At 37.5% G+C, this 18,725-nt stretch carries 15 protein-coding genes; 6 read left to right on the forward strand and 9 right to left on the reverse strand.

The window, feature by feature from the left end; all coding sequences use genetic code 11:
* Positions 1 to 44 precede the first annotated feature (44 nt).
* From AC3B5S_RS03455 to AC3B5S_RS03480, 6 genes are all read left to right on the forward strand, one after another.
* On the forward strand, positions 45 to 1,778 hold the full coding sequence (locus AC3B5S_RS03455; RefSeq protein WP_489757072.1) for a hypothetical protein: 1,734 nt from the start codon (positions 45 to 47) through the stop codon (positions 1,776 to 1,778).
* 255 nt (positions 1,779 to 2,033) lie between these two features.
* Positions 2,034 to 3,332, forward strand: coding sequence for a PTS sugar transporter subunit IIC (locus tag AC3B5S_RS03460; RefSeq protein ID WP_489757071.1), 1,299 nt, complete (start codon positions 2,034 to 2,036; stop codon positions 3,330 to 3,332).
* A gap of 10 nt (positions 3,333 to 3,342) precedes the next feature.
* Complete coding sequence (locus AC3B5S_RS03465) at positions 3,343 to 4,749, forward strand: glycoside hydrolase family 1 protein (protein ID WP_489769240.1); 1,407 nt, start codon at positions 3,343 to 3,345, stop codon at positions 4,747 to 4,749.
* A 206-nt stretch (positions 4,750 to 4,955) separates the two neighbouring features.
* Positions 4,956 to 6,164 (forward strand): MFS transporter, encoded by a 1,209-nt coding sequence (locus tag AC3B5S_RS03470; protein WP_489757069.1) that lies wholly within the window; start codon positions 4,956 to 4,958, stop codon positions 6,162 to 6,164.
* 27 nt (positions 6,165 to 6,191) lie between these two features.
* Complete coding sequence (locus AC3B5S_RS03475; protein WP_489757068.1) at positions 6,192 to 7,658, forward strand: GH39 family glycosyl hydrolase; 1,467 nt, start codon at positions 6,192 to 6,194, stop codon at positions 7,656 to 7,658.
* Positions 7,659 to 8,013: 355 nt separating this feature from the next.
* Entirely contained in the window at positions 8,014 to 9,204 is a 1,191-nt protein-coding gene (locus tag AC3B5S_RS03480; protein ID WP_489790069.1) for an MFS transporter, read from the forward strand.
* Positions 9,205 to 9,334: 130 nt separating this feature from the next.
* Here AC3B5S_RS03480 and AC3B5S_RS03485 read toward each other — a convergent pair whose 3' ends face one another.
* From AC3B5S_RS03485 to hdcB, 9 genes are all read right to left on the reverse strand, one after another.
* Positions 9,335 to 10,513: a CynX/NimT family MFS transporter gene (locus tag AC3B5S_RS03485; RefSeq protein ID WP_489757066.1), complete on the reverse strand. Its 1,179-nt coding sequence runs from the start codon at positions 10,511 to 10,513 to the stop codon at positions 9,335 to 9,337.
* Positions 10,514 to 10,691: 178 nt separating this feature from the next.
* Positions 10,692 to 11,090, reverse strand: coding sequence for a PTS sugar transporter subunit IIA (locus AC3B5S_RS03490; RefSeq protein WP_489757065.1), 399 nt, complete (start codon positions 11,088 to 11,090; stop codon positions 10,692 to 10,694).
* An 80-nt stretch (positions 11,091 to 11,170) separates the two neighbouring features.
* Entirely contained in the window at positions 11,171 to 13,462 is a 2,292-nt protein-coding gene (helD, locus tag AC3B5S_RS03495) for an RNA polymerase recycling motor HelD (RefSeq protein WP_489790070.1), read from the reverse strand.
* 1,074 nt (positions 13,463 to 14,536) lie between these two features.
* The gene (locus tag AC3B5S_RS03500) at positions 14,537 to 15,313 is read right to left on the reverse strand and encodes a hypothetical protein (RefSeq protein WP_489774726.1); all 777 of its coding nucleotides are present in this window, start codon (positions 15,311 to 15,313) and stop codon (positions 14,537 to 14,539) included.
* A 34-nt stretch (positions 15,314 to 15,347) separates the two neighbouring features.
* Positions 15,348 to 16,133: a hypothetical protein gene (locus AC3B5S_RS03505; protein WP_489769246.1), complete on the reverse strand. Its 786-nt coding sequence runs from the start codon at positions 16,131 to 16,133 to the stop codon at positions 15,348 to 15,350.
* A gap of 19 nt (positions 16,134 to 16,152) precedes the next feature.
* Positions 16,153 to 16,935 carry a hypothetical protein gene (locus AC3B5S_RS03510; protein ID WP_489757061.1) on the reverse strand — a complete coding sequence of 261 codons (783 nt, stop codon included), beginning with the start codon at positions 16,933 to 16,935 and terminating at the stop codon, positions 16,153 to 16,155.
* A complete protein-coding gene (locus tag AC3B5S_RS03515) occupies positions 16,928 to 17,650 on the reverse strand; it encodes an ATP-binding cassette domain-containing protein (RefSeq protein WP_489757060.1) in 723 nt (240 codons plus the stop codon). Before AC3B5S_RS03515 ends, AC3B5S_RS03510 begins: the two co-directional genes overlap by 8 nt.
* Positions 17,640 to 18,017, reverse strand: coding sequence for a GntR family transcriptional regulator (locus tag AC3B5S_RS03520; RefSeq protein WP_489757059.1), 378 nt, complete (start codon positions 18,015 to 18,017; stop codon positions 17,640 to 17,642). Before AC3B5S_RS03520 ends, AC3B5S_RS03515 begins: the two co-directional genes overlap by 11 nt.
* Before the next feature lie 176 nt (positions 18,018 to 18,193).
* Positions 18,194 to 18,724 (reverse strand): histidine decarboxylase maturation protein HdcB, encoded by a 531-nt coding sequence (gene hdcB, locus AC3B5S_RS03525; protein WP_489757058.1) that lies wholly within the window; start codon positions 18,722 to 18,724, stop codon positions 18,194 to 18,196.
* Position 18,725 lies beyond the last annotated feature (1 nt).

Raw genomic sequence — 18,725 nt, forward strand, 5'->3', positions numbered from 1 at the left:
AGATCTTCGGCACTCGTGATCTCACTTCCCAAGGTGATGATCGCTTGGGCTCTACTACTGTCGAATTGACCCCAGCTTTTATGAACGAATCCTTAGCCCAATACCCAAATAATCTCTTGAATTATAATCCATCTAATAAATTTACGATTCAATCTTCCCACACTTCTAATCAATTTTATCTTTACAATGGCGGCTCCCAAAAATGGATGGACTTCTTACCACTCACTGACAAAGATCCACATTATCATATTTTGGGACAAACCAAATACAATACTACCGACGAACATTATATTGACCAGTCTGGTCAGAAAAGTTTTACTGCCACCAATGCTACGGCTGACAATAATTGGTATTTAATCACCAAAAACAACTATGCCATGATTCAAACAGGTCACGTCACTAACGCTTGTACAATCGAAGAAGCAATGATCAATGCCAATTTAATGTACTATACCAGCACTCTCAATACTGGCACGACTGGTGAAGATCGAACTGTCAAAGATACTGCCGCCCCTGATGCGCCCACTTTAGATCATGTCACAGCTACGACTGACCAAGATCAAGTTAGCGTTAATGTTCACAGTTTAGATAATGCCACCAACTACTATTATCGAGTCAAAGGCAATGCTGATAATACCACGCAATACTCCAACACCATCCAACAACCAGTCAAAAGTGATATTAAGGGTTATATTTACCAATTAGATGACAATCCTGACACGACGATTACGCCTCATAAAAATACTCAGGGAATCATTGATGGTTCTGATAATGACAACTTCATTGGCGTGAGCGATCCTACCGCTAGTGCTAGCATTGCCAATCTAGATCGCTTTTCCAAGCAATATCTACACGTTATTGCTGTTGATCGGGCCAATAATTACTCCACGACAAGCACCCAAAAAGTTGCTGATTTAATCACTAAATGTCCCGACTTTAGTTACCAAATTTGGAATGACCAGAACTATAACGGTATTTTTGATAGTGACGAAACCGTTAATAATGACCAACAAGTGACTGTTTTCTATAAAAAAAATGATGGCTCTTATGTACCGATCACTTCAGTCACTAGTCTTAGTGGGGAACATGACTTTTTAAACGAATTGCAAGTTAACGCCACTGTGCAAATCGGTCTTAATACCCAGGCTAGCGGTTTTCAAGGCCTGGCCCCTACTAGCGCTAGCGATCTTTCTGAAGGCGATCCCGTAACTATTAATGGGCAACAATATTTATTGTCTCACCCCATTAACCTGACCAAAACTAGTCAAACGCAAAAACTTGGGCTGGTTAATCAGTTACGCTTTTTAAGTTTTCAAAATTTACCACAAATTCAATTTGGCAATGACAAAACGCCAATTCCTGAACAACAAGCGAAAACTTTTATTAATAACAACACCTCTAATTTACAAAATGAATTACAAATCAAAGATACCAGAGCTAGCCAGCCCCAATTCAATCATTACTTTGTACCTTATCAAGTCACAGCACGTCTCTCAAACTTTACCAAAAATGGGCAAGTCGGTTTACAACAAGCACAACTGCTTTTTCAAGAGCAAAATTCTGGACAATCGACTACTCTCAGTCCCAATGATTCCGAGACTTTACTCTACAATTCCAATGCTACTGTTTTAAATGATCTCAACACTATTTACTACTTCGATCCAGCTGGCAACTCACAAATTAAGTTACAAGTCCCCCCACGCGGTTTGAATAATCAGATTCAAGGCGGCGCTTACCACGCAACATTAACGTACACGATTAATAATGCTTTAACATAGACAGACCAATACTCCGCCGCTTGGTAGTGACACCGCCAAATGAGCTTGGTTCTTGCATAATGATTCAGACTTCAAGATTGAGTTGAGCGTTTGCTGTAGCCTTAATAAGATGTCTGACTACGCACTTGATTCCTAAATTAAAAATCTATGAAATCAACACAAAAGCTCACTTTTTTCAATCTAGTCATTCAGCACTTATTCCAACTATACTTAATTTATGAAATCGAATTCAAATTAAGTGTGAGGAGTAAGTCAATGAATAAGTTCCAAGAACTTCTGCAAAAAACTTTGGTGCCCGTTTCTAATAAAATTGGTCAAAGTAAGATTTTACAAAGTATTTCAGCTGGTATGGTCATGACTTTACCAATTACCATTGGTGCTTCTGTCTTTTCCATCTTAGCTAGTTTTCCGATTAAAAGTGTTAGTAATTGGTTTAATTCTTTAAGAATTACTCAACCAATGAACGCTGTCGTTAACGGTTCGATGAACATCTTGGCCGTTTTTATCGTTTTTTGTATTGCTTACAGTTATGCTCAAAAAAGCAAATCGAATGGTGTAATCGCCGGTCTGTTTAGTTTATCGAGCTTTTTTGTGTTAGCACCACAAACTGTCGGTCATGGTAAAAAAGCTATTAACGCTTTTGAAATGCAGTACATGGGTAGTCAAGGAATTATCGTAGCTATTATTTTAGCTATTTTAATTAGTATGCTTTATGTCCGCTTGAACAAAGTTCAAAAACTAAAAATCAAATTACCCGATTCCGTGCCTAGTATGGTTAGTACCTCAATTGAGCCCTTAATTATTGGGATTATTATTTTCACGATTGTCTTTATTGTGGGTGCTATCTTTAGTTATACTCCATATAAAGATGTCTTCCATTTCGTCAACCAATTGATTACGACACCGTTATTGCATGTGGGTGGTTCTGCTTGGACAATTATCTTAGTAATCACCTTGTCCAACTTACTCTTTTTCTTTGGTGTGCATCCAGCTGCTATTCAATCTGTTTTAATGCCAATTGTTATTTCGATGATGGTTGCTAGCGCTCCCGCTTTTCAGCAAGGTAAAACCATTCCGTATTTGCAAAATTTAGTTGCCTTTTCTTTTTCCAATAATGATGCCGCTGGTGCGACCTTAAGTTTGGTGCTGATTGGCTTAATCTTTGGTAAATCGAAACGTTATAAAGAATTCTTTAAAGTTTCCTCAATTCCTAATTTATTTAATATTAATGAGCCAATCGTCTTTGGTTTACCAATCGTTCTTAATGCCTTATTATTCATTCCCTTTGTCTTATCATCATTGGTGTCCGGATTAGTGGCCATCGGTGCAGTCAAAATTGGTTTTATTTCGATGTATAATCCAACCTTAAGTCTGGGTATGCCTTGGACCATGCCCAAAGTCATTGCTGACTTCTTAATTATGGGCTGGCAAGGAATTGTTATTTGGCTCATTAACTTTGCTTTAATGGCTTTGATTTACTTGCCATTCTTTAAAATTTTAGATCAACAAGCTTTAAAAGAAGAACAACAAACCGCAATTAATAAAGGAGAATAACTTTAATACGATGAAACAATTACCCACAGATTTCCCAGATAACTTTTTATGGGGCGCCAGTACCTCCGCTTTTCAAGTTGAAGGTGCCAGCCAACTGGATGGCAAAGGCTTAACGGTCGCCGATTTAAGAGCGCAACAAAGTAAATATTTGGATACCTCTGTTTCGGTTGATCACTATCATCACCTAGAAGAAGATGTGCAATTAATGGCAGACTTAGGCTTAAAAAGTTACCGCTTCTCCATTAGTTGGGCCCGAATTTTTCCTAACGGTAATGATGAACATTATAATCAAGCGGGTGTAGACTTTTATAATCGCCTAATTAATTTACTCGTTGACAATCATATCGAACCTATCGTGACAATGTTCCACTTTGATCTGCCGCAGGGACTGGTAGAGCAGTATAACGGTTGGGCCAATCGCCAATGTATCGCGGATTTTTATCGCTATGCTCAAACTTTATTTAAATTATATGGTGATCGGGTGCACTACTGGTTAACAATCAATGAGCAATCGCTATTAGCTAACGTTCCTTCAATGAATGGTATTAAAGCTGATAACCCGCAAGATTTACGCTTTAAAGGTGAACAATCTAACTACAACATGTTCATTGCGCAAGCGAAAGTTTACCAACTTTGCCATCAAATGTTACCCGATGCTAAAATTGGCCCCGCCGTTTCTTACATGACCACCCTGCCTTACGATCATACTTCCAGTGATGTTTTAAAAAGTAAACAATTAGAAGACTTTATTGGCTACATTGATATGGATATTGCTATCCGTGGACAATTACCTAGCTATTATCTACGTTACTTGCAAGATAATAATTTTCAATTAGAAACCAAGCGCGAGGACGAGCAAACCTTACTTAATGGGCGTGCTGACTTTTTAGGATTAAATTGGTATTCGACTAGTATTTTTAAGCTCAACGACCAAGCCAATCCCAAAATGTTAGACGGAGTGATTTCTGGCGTGGAAAAAGTTCAAGACGAACGTTTACTCAATTCCGAGTGGGATTTTTCCTGTGATCCTCAAGGCTTACGTTATGCTTTACAAAAAGTCAATGACCGCTTTCCTAATGTTCCCATTATTATTACCGAATGTGGTTGGTCGCAAAAAGAAGCTTTAACCACTGATGGTCATGTTCATGATCAAAAGCGTGTGCACTACTTGCATGATCATATTTTCCAATTACGCGAGGCCATTAAAGATGGCGTCAATGTTATTTCCTTTAATCCATGGTCATTTCTGGATTTAATTAGCGTTCATGATGGTATTGATAAACGTTACGGCTTAGTTTTTGTTGATCGCGATAATTATAGTGAAAAAGCTCAAAAACGTTACCCGAAAGATAGTTTTTACTTTTATCAAAAAGTCATTGCCACAAATGCTCAAAACATTACAGCAATGGACAATTAAGATCAAAACGAAGCCGTTTAGTAAAAAATTTGAAGAGACTAGAACAACAAGTTAAATGTGTTCTGGTCTTTTTTTGCTGCAATAATCAAAGCACTTTTATATACGAAATGAACAGACAAGCCCTGCTTTTTCGCTATGGTCTGAAAATTAAAAACAGTAATATACTCAAGACGTCGAGAAAGCGTAACCAAAAAAGGAGAATAGCTATGAATAAAAAACAAATTTCCATGGCTGTCGGGATTTTGAGCATGAATTTATTATTAATGCTCAGCACCACGGCCAGTGCAGCAATTGCAGCGATTGCTCGTTCGTTTCCCCATGAACCAGTTTCCAAAGTGCAATTGATTGGTTCTATTCCTCAGTTAGGTCAAATCATTGCCACCGCCATCTTTACTTACTTAGCTTTTATTATGACGCGCAAAAATTTAGGCCTCTTAGCCGTCGGAATTGTAGCCATTGCTGGGATGTTACCGGCCATTTACAGTAGTAATTTAAATATTATTTTAGCTTGCATGGTCCTGGTTGGTTTTGGTACCGGTACCATTACTAACCTCGTACCCGTTTTACTACAAGAAAATTTTGAAGGTGAGACTCGAGCTACTGTGATGGGCTGGGCATCAGGTGTCACGAACGCTGGAATGATGATCTTTACTTTCTTAGGTGGATTTTTAGGAAAACTAAACTGGCGTAATTTATTCTGGGTTTATAGCTTAGCCTTAATTGTTTTTGTTTTGGCATTTATCCTGATTCCACAAGATACCAAATTAGCCAATACTAAGCAGGATAAAACAGGAACCAAAACTAAAACGGGCTTGTGGTCTTTATTAAAAAGTTTAAACGGTTATGTTTACATCATTTATATTATTAACTTCATGTTATCTTTAGCTATGATGACCTTTGTTTCTAATCAGTCAATTGTCCTCGCTGCTCAAGGTAAAGGTACTGCTTATGTAGCTGGGGTCACTGCTTTGGGGAATGCTGGTGGTATTTTAACTGCTGCCACGCTCAAATATATTCGCAAATTGACTCGCAATGATACCATTGCTTGGGGATTTGTTGCCTTTGCTTTGTCATTTATTTGTATCATTTTTTCATCTAATGTAGTAATGCATGTTATTGGTAATGCTTTCTCAGGCATGGGAATTGTTTTAGTTAACGCCACCGCTCCTTATGAAATGTCGATTTTAGCTGACCAAAAGCAATTTACTATCGCCATTTCTATTAACACACTCTTAGGCTCCATTGCTGGAATGATTGTCCCAATTTTACTAGCAGCATTAAAAATTAAACCGGGTTATAACTCCTTCATTGCGGGCATGATCGTTTCGATTGTTGTAGCTGTAATCTTACTCATTACACGGTTTGGTACTCGTGTAGAAAAAATCAGTCAAGCTAAACAAGCTGCGAATAATTAAACAACTAATTCAAGTGAGGTTTAAAACATGATTAACTTTCAAATTCAAACAGATCAAGTTACTGATTTCCCCCATTATTGGGAAGTGTGCGTCGGTAGTTGCCACGCTTATACGGCGTTACGTGCTGATTATCAGGCGCAATTAACCAAAGCCCATCAGGAATTGGGCTTTAAATACGTTCGTTTTCATGGCTTATTCGATGATGAGATGAGTGTTTGTATCGAGAATTTTGATTTCCAAGGCCAATCGCTTGGTATAACCTACAACTTTACTAATATTGACAAGATCTTTGACTTTTTATTGAGTATTGGCATGAAACCCTTCTTAGAATTAGGCTTTATGCCCAGTTGCTTAGCTTCTGGTGGTAAAACTATTTTTGCCTATGGTGGTAATAATTCGATGCCGGCTTCAGATGCGCAATGGCAAGAATTAATTCACCGCTTTACCAATCATTTACTAGAACGCTACGGCAAAAGCGAAGTGGAATCTTGGTTTTTTGAAGTTTGGAATGAACCCAACTTGCCGCTCTTTTTTGCCGGTACACAAGCCGATTATTTTCATCTATACGAAATTACTGCCAAAACACTGAAAGCCATTGATCCCAAATTAAAGGTCGGCGGACCAGCCACATCCTTTAATGCTTGGATTAAAGAAATGGTTAATTTTTGTGAAGAAAATCAGGTACCACTAGATTTTATTTCATCACACCACTACCCTACGGATGATCCGTTGTGGCAAAGCGGTATGGATATTGACGAATTTTTCAAGCAAACTGGCGGTCAAATCACCGAATATCGCCGCGGTGTTCTCCAAAAAATGACGCGCATCGCCCACCAAGACGCTCAAGGTTATCCGTTGTACTATACCGAATGGAACGTTTCAGCGATGCTAGGTGATTCCATTCATGATGAACCCTATGCGGCGGCAATGATTGCTAAAACTTTAGCCGATAATGATGGCTTAGTCGCTGGTTATTCTTTTTGGACTTTTTCGGATATTTTTGAAGAACAATCCCAAAAGCCCGGACTTTTTCACGGTGGTTTTGGCTTGCAAACTACCAACGGTATTGCTAAACCTGCTTATCGCATCTTTGAGATTTTTCATCAATTAGGAACCAAACGTTTAGCTGTCACAGCTGACTCTAATGCAACTGCCGAATTATTAGCAGTCCAAAACCAAACTGACTTACAATTACTGGCTTACAATCATAATGTTCCTGACCAACCAATTGCGACTGAACAAATCAGCATTCAATTGTCTGGTCCAGATAAAGATTGCACCATTCAAAGAATTGATACTGACCACGCTAATGCCAAGCAAGTTTGGGAGCAAATGGGTAAACCAGAATACGTCAATGACCAACAAGTTCAGACATTACAAGCTGCTTCAAAATTAACCACAGAAACAATTACCCTGAAAAATCAACACTTGCAGCTTTCGTTAAGGCCAAATTCTTGTGCTTTCATTACTGTCCCAGATTATTTTGCTCAATAGCACAATCAAAAAAGTTTCTTCAACAATTAAGCTATTGCAAATCTTAACTGTCTCCAAAATTGATTTTCATTTTGGAGACTTTTTATATGTACAAAGTTTAATTATTTTTAAACTAAAAAGCACTTAAAAATCCCCTACTGCATTTATTTAGCAATTTTTAAAATAAAAATAGCATTAATTATTTACTAACAAATAATTGGTTCTAGACATCAATAGTTTCATATATTGATAATTATTTTAAAAATATCTAAGAAATCAACACATAATTACTCACTTTTACATATGGAGGAAGCGGTTAACACCCTTTATGATAGTTAACGAGTAGTACATAACTCATAATAGAAAGGAATTTAATATGAATCGAAAGAAAACAGTTTTAGCGATTGGTATCTTAAGTATGAACTTACTGCTGATGACTGGATCAGTTATTGGCTCTGCTATTGCCGCCATTGCTAAATCATTCCCCAATGAACCTATTTCCAAAGTACAAATGGTTAGCTCCATTTCCCAGTTAGGCCAATTAATCGCTACATTAGCTTTTACTTGGTTAACGTATAAAATGACACGGAAAAATATTGGTTTAATGGCCGTTTTGTTTGTTTTAATTAGTGGAATTGTTCCATTATTCTACTCTAGCAGTTTGAATTTAATCCTCGCCTGTATGGTCCTACTGGGTTGTGGAACTGGTCTAATCAGTAACGTTAGTCCTATTTTATTACAGGAACATTTTGAAGGTGAAGACCGGGCAAACGTCATGGGTTGGTCCGTTGGTTTTAACAATATTGGTATGATGGTCTTTACTTACGTAGGCGGCTATTTAGGTGGTTCTAATTGGCGCAATTTATTTTGGGTTTACTGGTTAGCTTTAATCGTCTTAATAGCGGTTTGGTTTATGGTACCTCAAGATACTAAAATTGTGGCTACTCAAAATGATAAAGATAATAAGCAAAGCTTTTGGAGTTTGCTTAAGGGTTTAAACTGGCATGTTTATTTGATTATTATTATTACTTTCTTTACTTCTTTAGCTTTAATGATCTTTATGTCTAATCAATCTATTGCCTTAGCCGCTCAAGGTCGGGGTACTACTTACGTCGGCATGGTCACTGCTATTGGTAATATCGGAGGTATTTTGACCGGCTTCTTATTGAAGTATATTCGCAAGATGACAAAGTCGGATACCATGGCCTTTGGTTTTGTAGCTTTTGCTTTATCCTATGTATTTGTCATCTTCTTTAATAATCCGGCTTGCCACATTATCGGTAATATGTTTTCTGGTATGGGCATTGTAATGGTTAATGCGACAATTCAATTCGAATTATCCATCTTAGCTGACGAGAAGCAATTTCCAGTTGTTATTTCGATGAACACCCTAGTTTCCTCAATTGCCGGTGTGATTGCACCAATGCTCTGGGCCGCAATTAAAATCCCTGCTGGTAAAGCATCATTCATTGCCGCAACTATTATGTGCGCTGTGATTGCTTTAGTATTACTAGTTACCCGAATGGGCAAGGTGATTGAAAAGCAACAAACTCAAACTGAAGCTTAATTTTCAGTAGTTAACTTAACATCCAAAAAAAGCGAATTAGCCTTAAAGACTAGTTCGCTATTTTTGTGTATTAAGATTATTAAAAAAGGGCTCGCTACAGTGACAAAACACTAGCTAACCCTCAATTAAATTATTCATTCGGCAATGGTTTTTGATGAGTGATCACAATACCACTGATCAACAATAAAATGCCTAAAATGCTATAAGCAATGAAGATCGGCGTAAAAGAATGAAGCTGCCCTTCAATTACCCCCGTTAGGGTTGGTCCAATTGCTGCTAACAAATAACCGACTGATTGCGCAGTTCCTGATAATTTTGCTGTTTGATAAACGGAACTAGTTTTCCGCTGGAAAAAGACCATACACAAACTAAAGGCAGAACCCGAAGCTAAACCGGCAACAATTGCCAAAATCATATTGCCCATAAAACTATGTGGCACTAGTAACAAGCCAAAGGTTCCGATCGCAAAGCCACCACCAACAATCGCTACACTCGCATACATTCCCGGCTTTTTGCTAGCTAAAGCAGGAATTATTAAGGACATTGGCATTCCACACAGTTGATAAACGGTGGCTAATAATCCGGCTTGTGTGGTTGAAAAACCATTATGACTCCAAAAAACAGGCAACCAAGTTAACATGGAATAATATAACAACGATTGTGTCCCAAAGAAAAAGGTCATAAACCACGTTAAGCGGTATTTTTTAATTGATGGTACTTTAACCGCTTCATGTTTGGCCACTGATTGTTTTTTTGGTAGTTGGCGAACCACAACCCACCAAATCACAAAAGCAATTAAACTAACGGTCGTCATTAATGCAATTGTGGCCGCTAAATTAGTCTTTTTAACTAAAGGTGCTGCTAAACCTGTGCCAGCCGAAGCCACCAATCCCATCGTAAAGGTATATAAACTGGTTAATAAGGTCGCTTTTTGGGGAAAATATTCTTGAATCACTGCTGGTAATAAAACATTGCCGCCAGAAATACCTAGTCCGACTAAAACTGTCCCAATTAATAAAACCCAGGTACTCGGAATGACCCGTAAATAACCCCCAACCGTTAATGTCAGTAACGTACACCACAATACTTGCGCATTGCCGAAACGAATGCCCCATTTAGCAATCATTGGTGATAATAAGGCAAACATCAGCAGAGGAATCGTCGTCAACAACCCACTTAAACTAGTTGCAAAACCCAGTGCACTATGTAACCACGGCAAGATTGGCGGTAACATCGTAATCGGCAAGCGTAAGTTGGCCGCAATTAAAATAATTCCTATAGCTAAACCAAAATATGTTTTCTTTTTCAAAATACAACATCCTTTACTTCTAATTCTAATACGTTTTAGACACAGCAAGAATAACTTTACTAGCAATTATGCTATTTGGCAACTAATTGGCAACTTTTATCAACCAAAAAGCAGCTCAGACAAAAAGAAAATGCTCGTATACAACGAACATTTTCCTGAATTTATATTATTTTCAATTTTAGTTATAACGTCTTAACTTAGCATTAACATCAACAATCCCATTCTTGCTGGCTGCTAGTAACTTTGTTTTACTTAAATGACCCGCCGTTAAAGATTGGTTCGCAAACTCAATTACCATGGGTAGATTAATCCCACTAACCACCTGCAAGCGCGGATATTTCACCATCAATCGTAAAACGACATCTGACGGCGTTCCACCTAAAAAGTCAATGGCTGCCACTGTCTCTTCTTCCAAGTTTTGTTCCAAAAAATATTCCGCTGCTTTTTGAAAATCGGCCGCACTTTGATCAGCACTTAGACCAACTGCATAAGCATTCGGCAATTCTCCCACAATCATTTCTGCACTAGCTAAAGTTGCCTGAGCCATTTGTCCATGACTCATCAATAACATTCGCATTTTGTTTCCCCCAAGTTACTATTCAATTGGTTTATCAACCAAACTTCAATAGTTTAACATGGTTGTCAAGTAACATTGATTTACTCTTGTATATACAGCTGCTGCGGAACTTGCGCTACCAGTGGTTCCAGTTGCTTAACCGCCAAAATGCTGAGGCGGTGCATTGCCCGCGAAGCAATTGTATAAATTAATTGGCGTTCGTCAGCTTGGAATTGTCCCGCACTAGTATTCCACATAATAACAGCATCAAATTCTAAGCCTTTCGCTAAGTAGGCCGGAATCACAATATTACCAGCGGCTAAGCGCTGATTTTCTGAACGAATTAAAGTAATTTTTTCAATTGATTTTAACTGATCATAAACTTGTTGCGCTTGGGCCAAATCACGTGTGATAATAGCCGTCACATATTGATCTTGTTGGTTTAATTGTAATTGATGTAAAACGGCTTTGAGCATCTGTTGTTCATCCGCATTAATCTTCACGTTCGGCAAGTCACCCTCCCGATTAAACGGTGTGATTTTTTCACCTTGCGTTAACAATGCCTTCGTAAACTCGGTAATTTGTTTCGTAGAACGATAAGAATGTGTCAACTGGACCACCCGCGTTTTAGACGCATCAAACAATTGCGTAATTTCTTTGAGCAAAGTATTGTTTTGTTCCTTGACTAAAATCGACTGGTTCAAATCACCCAACATTGTATAACGAGCTCTAGGAAAGCTGTACTTTAAATAAGCTAACTGAAATGGAGTATAGTCTTGAATCTCATCAATAAAGACAAACTTCATACTTGTGTCCCCGTGATAACCCGTAATCAAATCATAGAGATATAAGTACGGTGAAATATCCGTAATCGTAATTCTTTTAGCCTTTAAATTTTGCCGAAAGTCTGTTAAATGCTGTTGCCATTGTTGAGGCGTAATATGCCACTGTTGTAAATCTAATAATTGCGGTACTGTTTGTAAAAATTTTTGATACGTCGCAGTTAAGTTGACAAAATTGTTATGCTGAATCTGGCGTGCTAAAGGTTTAAAGGCTTGTGTCACAATCTTACGGGCTAAAAACTTTTGTTCTGCATCACTGTTTTTAAATTCTTGGTCAGGATAATCATACAAAGCCCGTAATTGTTCTTGGCTCAACGACTCAATCGTTTCTTGAACCCATTTCTTGCGCATTTCTTGACCCAAACGTTGATTCAAAATCTTCATGAGTCGTTGTCTAGTACCATCAATGCGATTGATTAACTTATATTGCGAACCAAAGCCATAATAAATTTCGGCAATTTTGGTTTTGGAAATCAAGACCCGTTTCTTAAATTTCAAATCTCGAAAATAAACACCGCCACTGCCTAGAATCTGAGCATAGTTGGTTTCCAATTTAAAGAATTCGATATCGGTCATCAAATCAGTGACCACATCTTGAGCTTGATGAATTGTTTGTTCAAACTGCTCAAACAGAGTTTGTAATTGTAAATGTGGCAAGCGCCGCGCAACATATTGCAAATAAGTCATTTGCACCATATTTTGTTCGCCCATCTCGGGCAAGACTTGGCTAATATAGTCATTAAATAACATATTAGGCGAAAACATTAAGACTTGACCTGAAGTCAATTTACGACGGTAACGATAAAGTAAGAAGGCAATTCGTTGCATAATAGCTGACGTTTTACCCGAACCAGCCGCACCTTGCACAAACAGCAAGTCCGAAGTAGTATCACGAATAATTTGATTTTGTTCGCGTTGAATGGTTGTCACAATGCCCCGCATTTTGGTACTGGCTTTTTCATCCAAAACTTCCAGTAACATCTGATCACCAATGGTTTCTTCGGTATCATATAAAGTCTTAATCTGTCCATCTTGGATAATAAATTGACGCTTTAATTGCACGTCAACTGCTTGCTCACCGTCCGGTGTTTGATAAGTGATTTTCCCCAAATCACCATCATAATAAATTGAAGAAATGGGCGCCCGCCAATCATAAACTAAAAAGTGATCATGGCGGTCGGTAAATGATCCTAAACCAATATAGATGGTCTCTGGTTTACCAGCTGGTAATTCTTGAAAATCAATGCGTGCAAAATAAGGATTTTGTTCCAGCTTTCGTAAGACCCCCAGTTGTTGGTGCGAACGTTGCCAAGAATTATTTCTTTCGGCCAGCATCTGTTGCTGTTGATGAATCGATAATGCCCCCGCCATTGAAATAGCGTCATCACCCATGCCAATATGCACATCATCCCCAAAAGTCCGGTCAATTTCTTTAATGTCGGCTTTGGCGGTGGCCATACTGTGCGTTAATTTTAGTTCGGCCTGTTGAATCTTTTGAACAACATCATTCAAATGTGCTTGTTCTTGTTGCTTGGCTGTTTGTTTTGTCATTCTTTAACTATCCCCAAATTTTTTATTAATAGCTAAACATTTAGTGAAATATTCTAGCATAGAGTGATACAAAATCATAGTTAATACTGCGACAAGTGCCGCTTCAAAGCCGCGGACTAACCTAGGATAACCAATTAAGTTGCGATTTTTAACTTGATTGGTTATTCGTAGTTAGACACAGGCTTTTGGCACTTGGAGCGCTATTTAAATACTGCGACAAACAGCGTTTAGAAGTTGAGTATAGCCTAGAATAAGGACTTAAGTTTTGCTTTATAAACTTGAGGGCTTATTCGTAGCTAAACGCAGACTTCTGCTGTTTGGAGCGCTAATAAACACACTGCGACAAAGGGCGTTTAGAAACTGAGCACTAACCTAACCAAAACTAAAGTTGATTCTTAACTTTAGTTCTTGGGCGTAGTTAGGCGCAAGTTTTTGCCCTTTGGAGCGCTATTTAAGCACTGCGACAAACAGCGTTTAGAAGTTGAGTATAGCCTAGAATAAGGACTTAAGTTTTGCTTTATAAACTTGAGGGCTTATTCGTAGCTAAACGCAGACTTCTGCTGTTTGGAGCGCTAATAAACACACTGCGACAAAGGCTGTTCAGAAACTGAGCAATAACCTAGACTAAGACTAAAGTTGGTTTAGACTTTAGTTCTTAGGCGTAGTTAGGCACAAGTTTCTTGCCTTTGGAGCGCTAATAAACACACTGCGACAAAGGCTGTTCAGAAACTGAGTACTAACCTAGACTAAGACTAAAGTTGGTTTAGGCTTTAGTTCTTAGGCGTAGTTAGGCACAAGTTTCTTGCCTTTGGAGCGCTAATAAACACACTGCGACAAAGGGCGCTTAGAAACTGAGCAATAACCTAGACCAAAACTAAAGTTGATTCTTAACTTTAGTTCTTGGGCGTAGTTAGGCGCAAGTTTTTGCCCTTTGGAGCGCTATTTAAGCACTGCGACAAAAGCTGAGCACTTACCCAGCTCAGACACTGAAAGCTTTGTAATTAATATTGAATGTCGTTAGCACAAATTTTACTACTTAAAGTAGCAGATTATAATGTAATGCCACATAGATTTTTACCGATTAGTCTCTAAGTTATACATTAAAATTGTATTACCCTCAAACAAAAGGAAATCAATAACAATAAACAATCCATCATTAACCATAAAAGTTCCTAAAATGGTAGAAACATTTAATCTACGATAACCAACAAACCAACTTAACCAATCTGAAAAGTCAAACAGTCGCAAAACCAAATAAATAGTTATCACCGTAACAGCTAAGTAAATTAGCCATTTAATCCACTTTTGATTGGGCACAAAATCAGTAATAAATTTTCCTATGAAGCTCACTAAATGTACTACTAATACAGCAAACACTAGCATAATGGCAATAGTTAAAATTACCATTACACCAACTTGAACAATTTGTTTTGTGGTTAACATTAAGTCACTTTTACTGGGCCAATTTACTCGATCTTTCAGAAAAATGGTAAAGCAACTAATACCTAATAAGATGATATCCACTAAAAACATGTATAACCAATTCAACAACACATTCAAAATTTGAACAGCATATAGTTGCCAATCTTTAATTGGTAACAGCCGGTATTGATTGGTAAAAGTTTGATTTTTAGAATTAAAAATCGTCAAAATAACTAAAATAATATCGAAGATAACTTCCCAAATAATCACATTGGCAAAAATTACCAATGACCAATCCGAATGTGGACCTGCACCAATTGAAACCGCACTAGCAAACACAATCATTAATAAATTAATCAATAATAGCTTAGTCGTCTGAATAATTTGTTGACGTGTTAAAACTTTGAAAACTTGTCGCCACTTAGTCATAATCTTGATCCCCCTAATCAATTTGATTAGTTAGTTAATAAGTCGTTTCAACATGTTCCACTAACCAACTATTAATAATCAAAAAGACTAAACTTAACAGTAAAATACCACCAGCAATGATCCAAATTGACGTACTAGCACCCGCATTAACGCTAAAGTAACCACCACTAATTTTCAGATTGAACTGACGGGGACCAATTAACCTGGTAAACAATGGAATTAATAACGTAGCTAGTTTAATAGTTAAAACCATCACGATTAAATAAATGATCCATTTAACTAGTTTAGACGTTCCACCCGGCAAATAATTCAATAAAACATGACTAATCAAATCGACAAAATTGATTAATAAAATTGCCACCACCACTATTAACAGCATGAGCACCAATCCACCCCAGATCACATGCCAATCATTCTGGTTAAGGGAACTACTAGTTGCGTAATGGTGCTGACTAATAATGAAACTTACCGCAATTAAGACAGCTTGAACAACAAAGAAATATAACCAACTACCTACCATACTAACCACTTGCACGATATAAGTTTTCCAGGTAGCAATCGGTAATAACTGATAGCGATTGCTATACATTTGCCGCCGAATTAACATCGCTAACTGCCAAATATAGACAATTCCAAAAACAAAACTCCAAGCTATTAAACTGATTGCTACTGCATCACTAAAATTATGCACACTGCCTTTATTAAATAAAACAATTAAACTAGTCACGAAAACAAACAACAAATTAATAATTAATGTCATAGTAGCCTTTTTAAATTGTTCTCGACTGACTACTTTGAAGACTTGCCAACTATTAGTCATAACTTTCCCCTTAAATAGTTTATTTTTTTGGCTCCAAATAGTTCGTTAACCAAGCATTAACCAGTAACAACAAGATAATCGCCCCAAACAATAAAACATAATTAGCATGCGTATTGCCAGCGAGACTACTCATATGCATCATGGAATTAAACGCAATTGCCCTGAACCAACGAAACATTAATTGTAAAAACTTGATAGCTAGCCATGTAATGACCAAATAAACTACCACCGTCACTACTTTAGACTGCCGTAATGGTAAATAATCCAGAGAAATGCGGCTGGTAAAATTAATGGTATTGACAAACAACAAACTCAAGATTAACCAACCCAAGGAGATTAAGACGACTACTAAGAACACTGACCAATGAGCATGTTCAAAAATTTGAAAATGCTGCATAAAATAATAAAGCGTGCGATTTTGCTGCCAAATTTCTAACAAGACCAAGCCAAAGGCAATAATCAATAGACAGACTTGCATTACCAAAAATATCAGCCAATTCACAACCACCCCGAGAATTTGAGTCAGGTAAATTTTCCACGTAGAAAAAGGAATGAGCTGGTAGCGATTGCTATTGATTTGATTTTGCGTCAAGATGATGGTTTGCACCAGTAGCACTACGGCAAAAACCATGGCCCAAATCAGAACACTGAAGAAGAATTCTTCACCCCAATAGTGATTGCCAGAAAACAACATAAACACCACGGAAATCACCAAAAATAATGCATTGAATAAAATAATAGTACGCAACTTTTTAAATTGTTCTAGAAATACGGTTTGAAACAATGACCACCAGTTAGTCATCCAGTGTGTCCTCCTGTTCTTCATATAGACCTTCAAAATATTCTTCCACCGAACAGTGTTCTTGTTCCACAATTTCTTCGGTCGAACGATGTGTAAGTACTGTTTGGTCTTTAATGATTACTAATTCATCTAAAATCTGACTAATTTCTTCTAAATGATGACTGCTAATCAACACAGAAGCCGAATCATCTACCCAATTGAGCATGCCTTGAATAATTTTTTTTCGACTCATCACATCAATGCCACTAAATGGTTCATCTAATAAATAGAGTTGGGCCTTGCGCGCCAGCGTCAACGCAATCGTTAAACGTTCGCGATTACCTTTGGAGAGGTTACCTAATTTTTGTTTACCTTCCAAATTTAAAAAGTCAGCTAGTTGTTGGTAACGATCTACCACAAAGTCTGGATAAACACTTTGGTAAAACTGCATAATTTTATTAATTGGGGTTTGTGGGGCAAAACCTTGTAGTTCATCGGAATAGCTAACATGCGCTTTTCTTTGTACCACATTATCATCATCTTCGAACAAAATTCTTCCTTTATAATGTTTGGCTACACCAGCAATTAAACGAATTAACGTGGTTTTCCCAGCACCATTAGCCCCTGCTAAACCAATGAAGTGCCCCGTATCTAAAGTCAAATTCACATCATTTAAAATTAATTTATTGTTTTTCCGGTAAGTTAAATCTGCAATTTGTAATAGTTTAGTCGTCATTGTCATTCATCCTCTCACCCAAATATAATTTAATATAATAGAACATTTCTCCCTGATCTAAACCCATTTGCGACAATGCTTCATACATTTCACTCAGTGTTTGATCAATAATCTGATCCCGTAAATGGTCAATAATCTGCGGATTCTCCGTTACAAAATTACCTAATCCCCGCTTCGTAATTACTATCTGTTCTTGAATTAATTCGCCTAATGCTTTTTGAATAGTATTAATATTAACTTCTAAACTCACAGATAGTTCCCGAACAGATGGTAATTTATCACCCAGTCGGTATTTACCAGCGATAATTTGGCGATTGATTAGATCTTTAATTTGTAAATAGATCGGAATATTATCTTTAAATTTCATAATATCCTCCTTCACCTGTGTACCATTACAGTATAACACTAGCACGGCCAATTACAAGTTCCCCGCCAAAAAAGACGACTTCTCAAAATAAAACTTGCCTTTTGAACAATCGTCTCTTTGCATGCCAATTTTTATCAAATTATTCGTTGAATGACTAATGTTTTTTAATTAACGACTCATTTACCAGCTTTAGGCAAAGCTGGATTACTATCTTCATACTCGTATTGGCTAATATAACCATTTTGCATATAATTGCGTAAACGATCCACTTCCGGACCATGATCCGCATCTAATAATTGCGGAAAACCACCCCGAATAGTGTTATCATAGGCCGCTTGCGTATTTTCCTGCGGTGAAATAGCCTGAACTAAATCAAAGGCGCGCCCCGCAATTAAATCATTAAATTGCCATTGTTCTAAATCTTCAAACACAATTTTAATTTTGCCATGCGGTACTCCCTTTAAACATTGCGCACTTTTAACTTCATTTCGACTCCGTTCCTGTAAGGAATGAGGTTGCTTTAAATCATAGTAATAAACTTTCGTGCCCGCGGTAAATATCACCTGTTCCAACTCTCCGTCTTGATTCAGGGCAATACTGGTCATTTTTTCTGGAACCGCAGTTAAGGCCGGCAGCACCTTTTTCACTTTGATTTCTGGTAAATATTTACGAACAAATTGTTCATTATCGGCTAAATCCATACTCATT

Source organism: Bombilactobacillus sp. ESL1094, assembly GCF_058107425.1.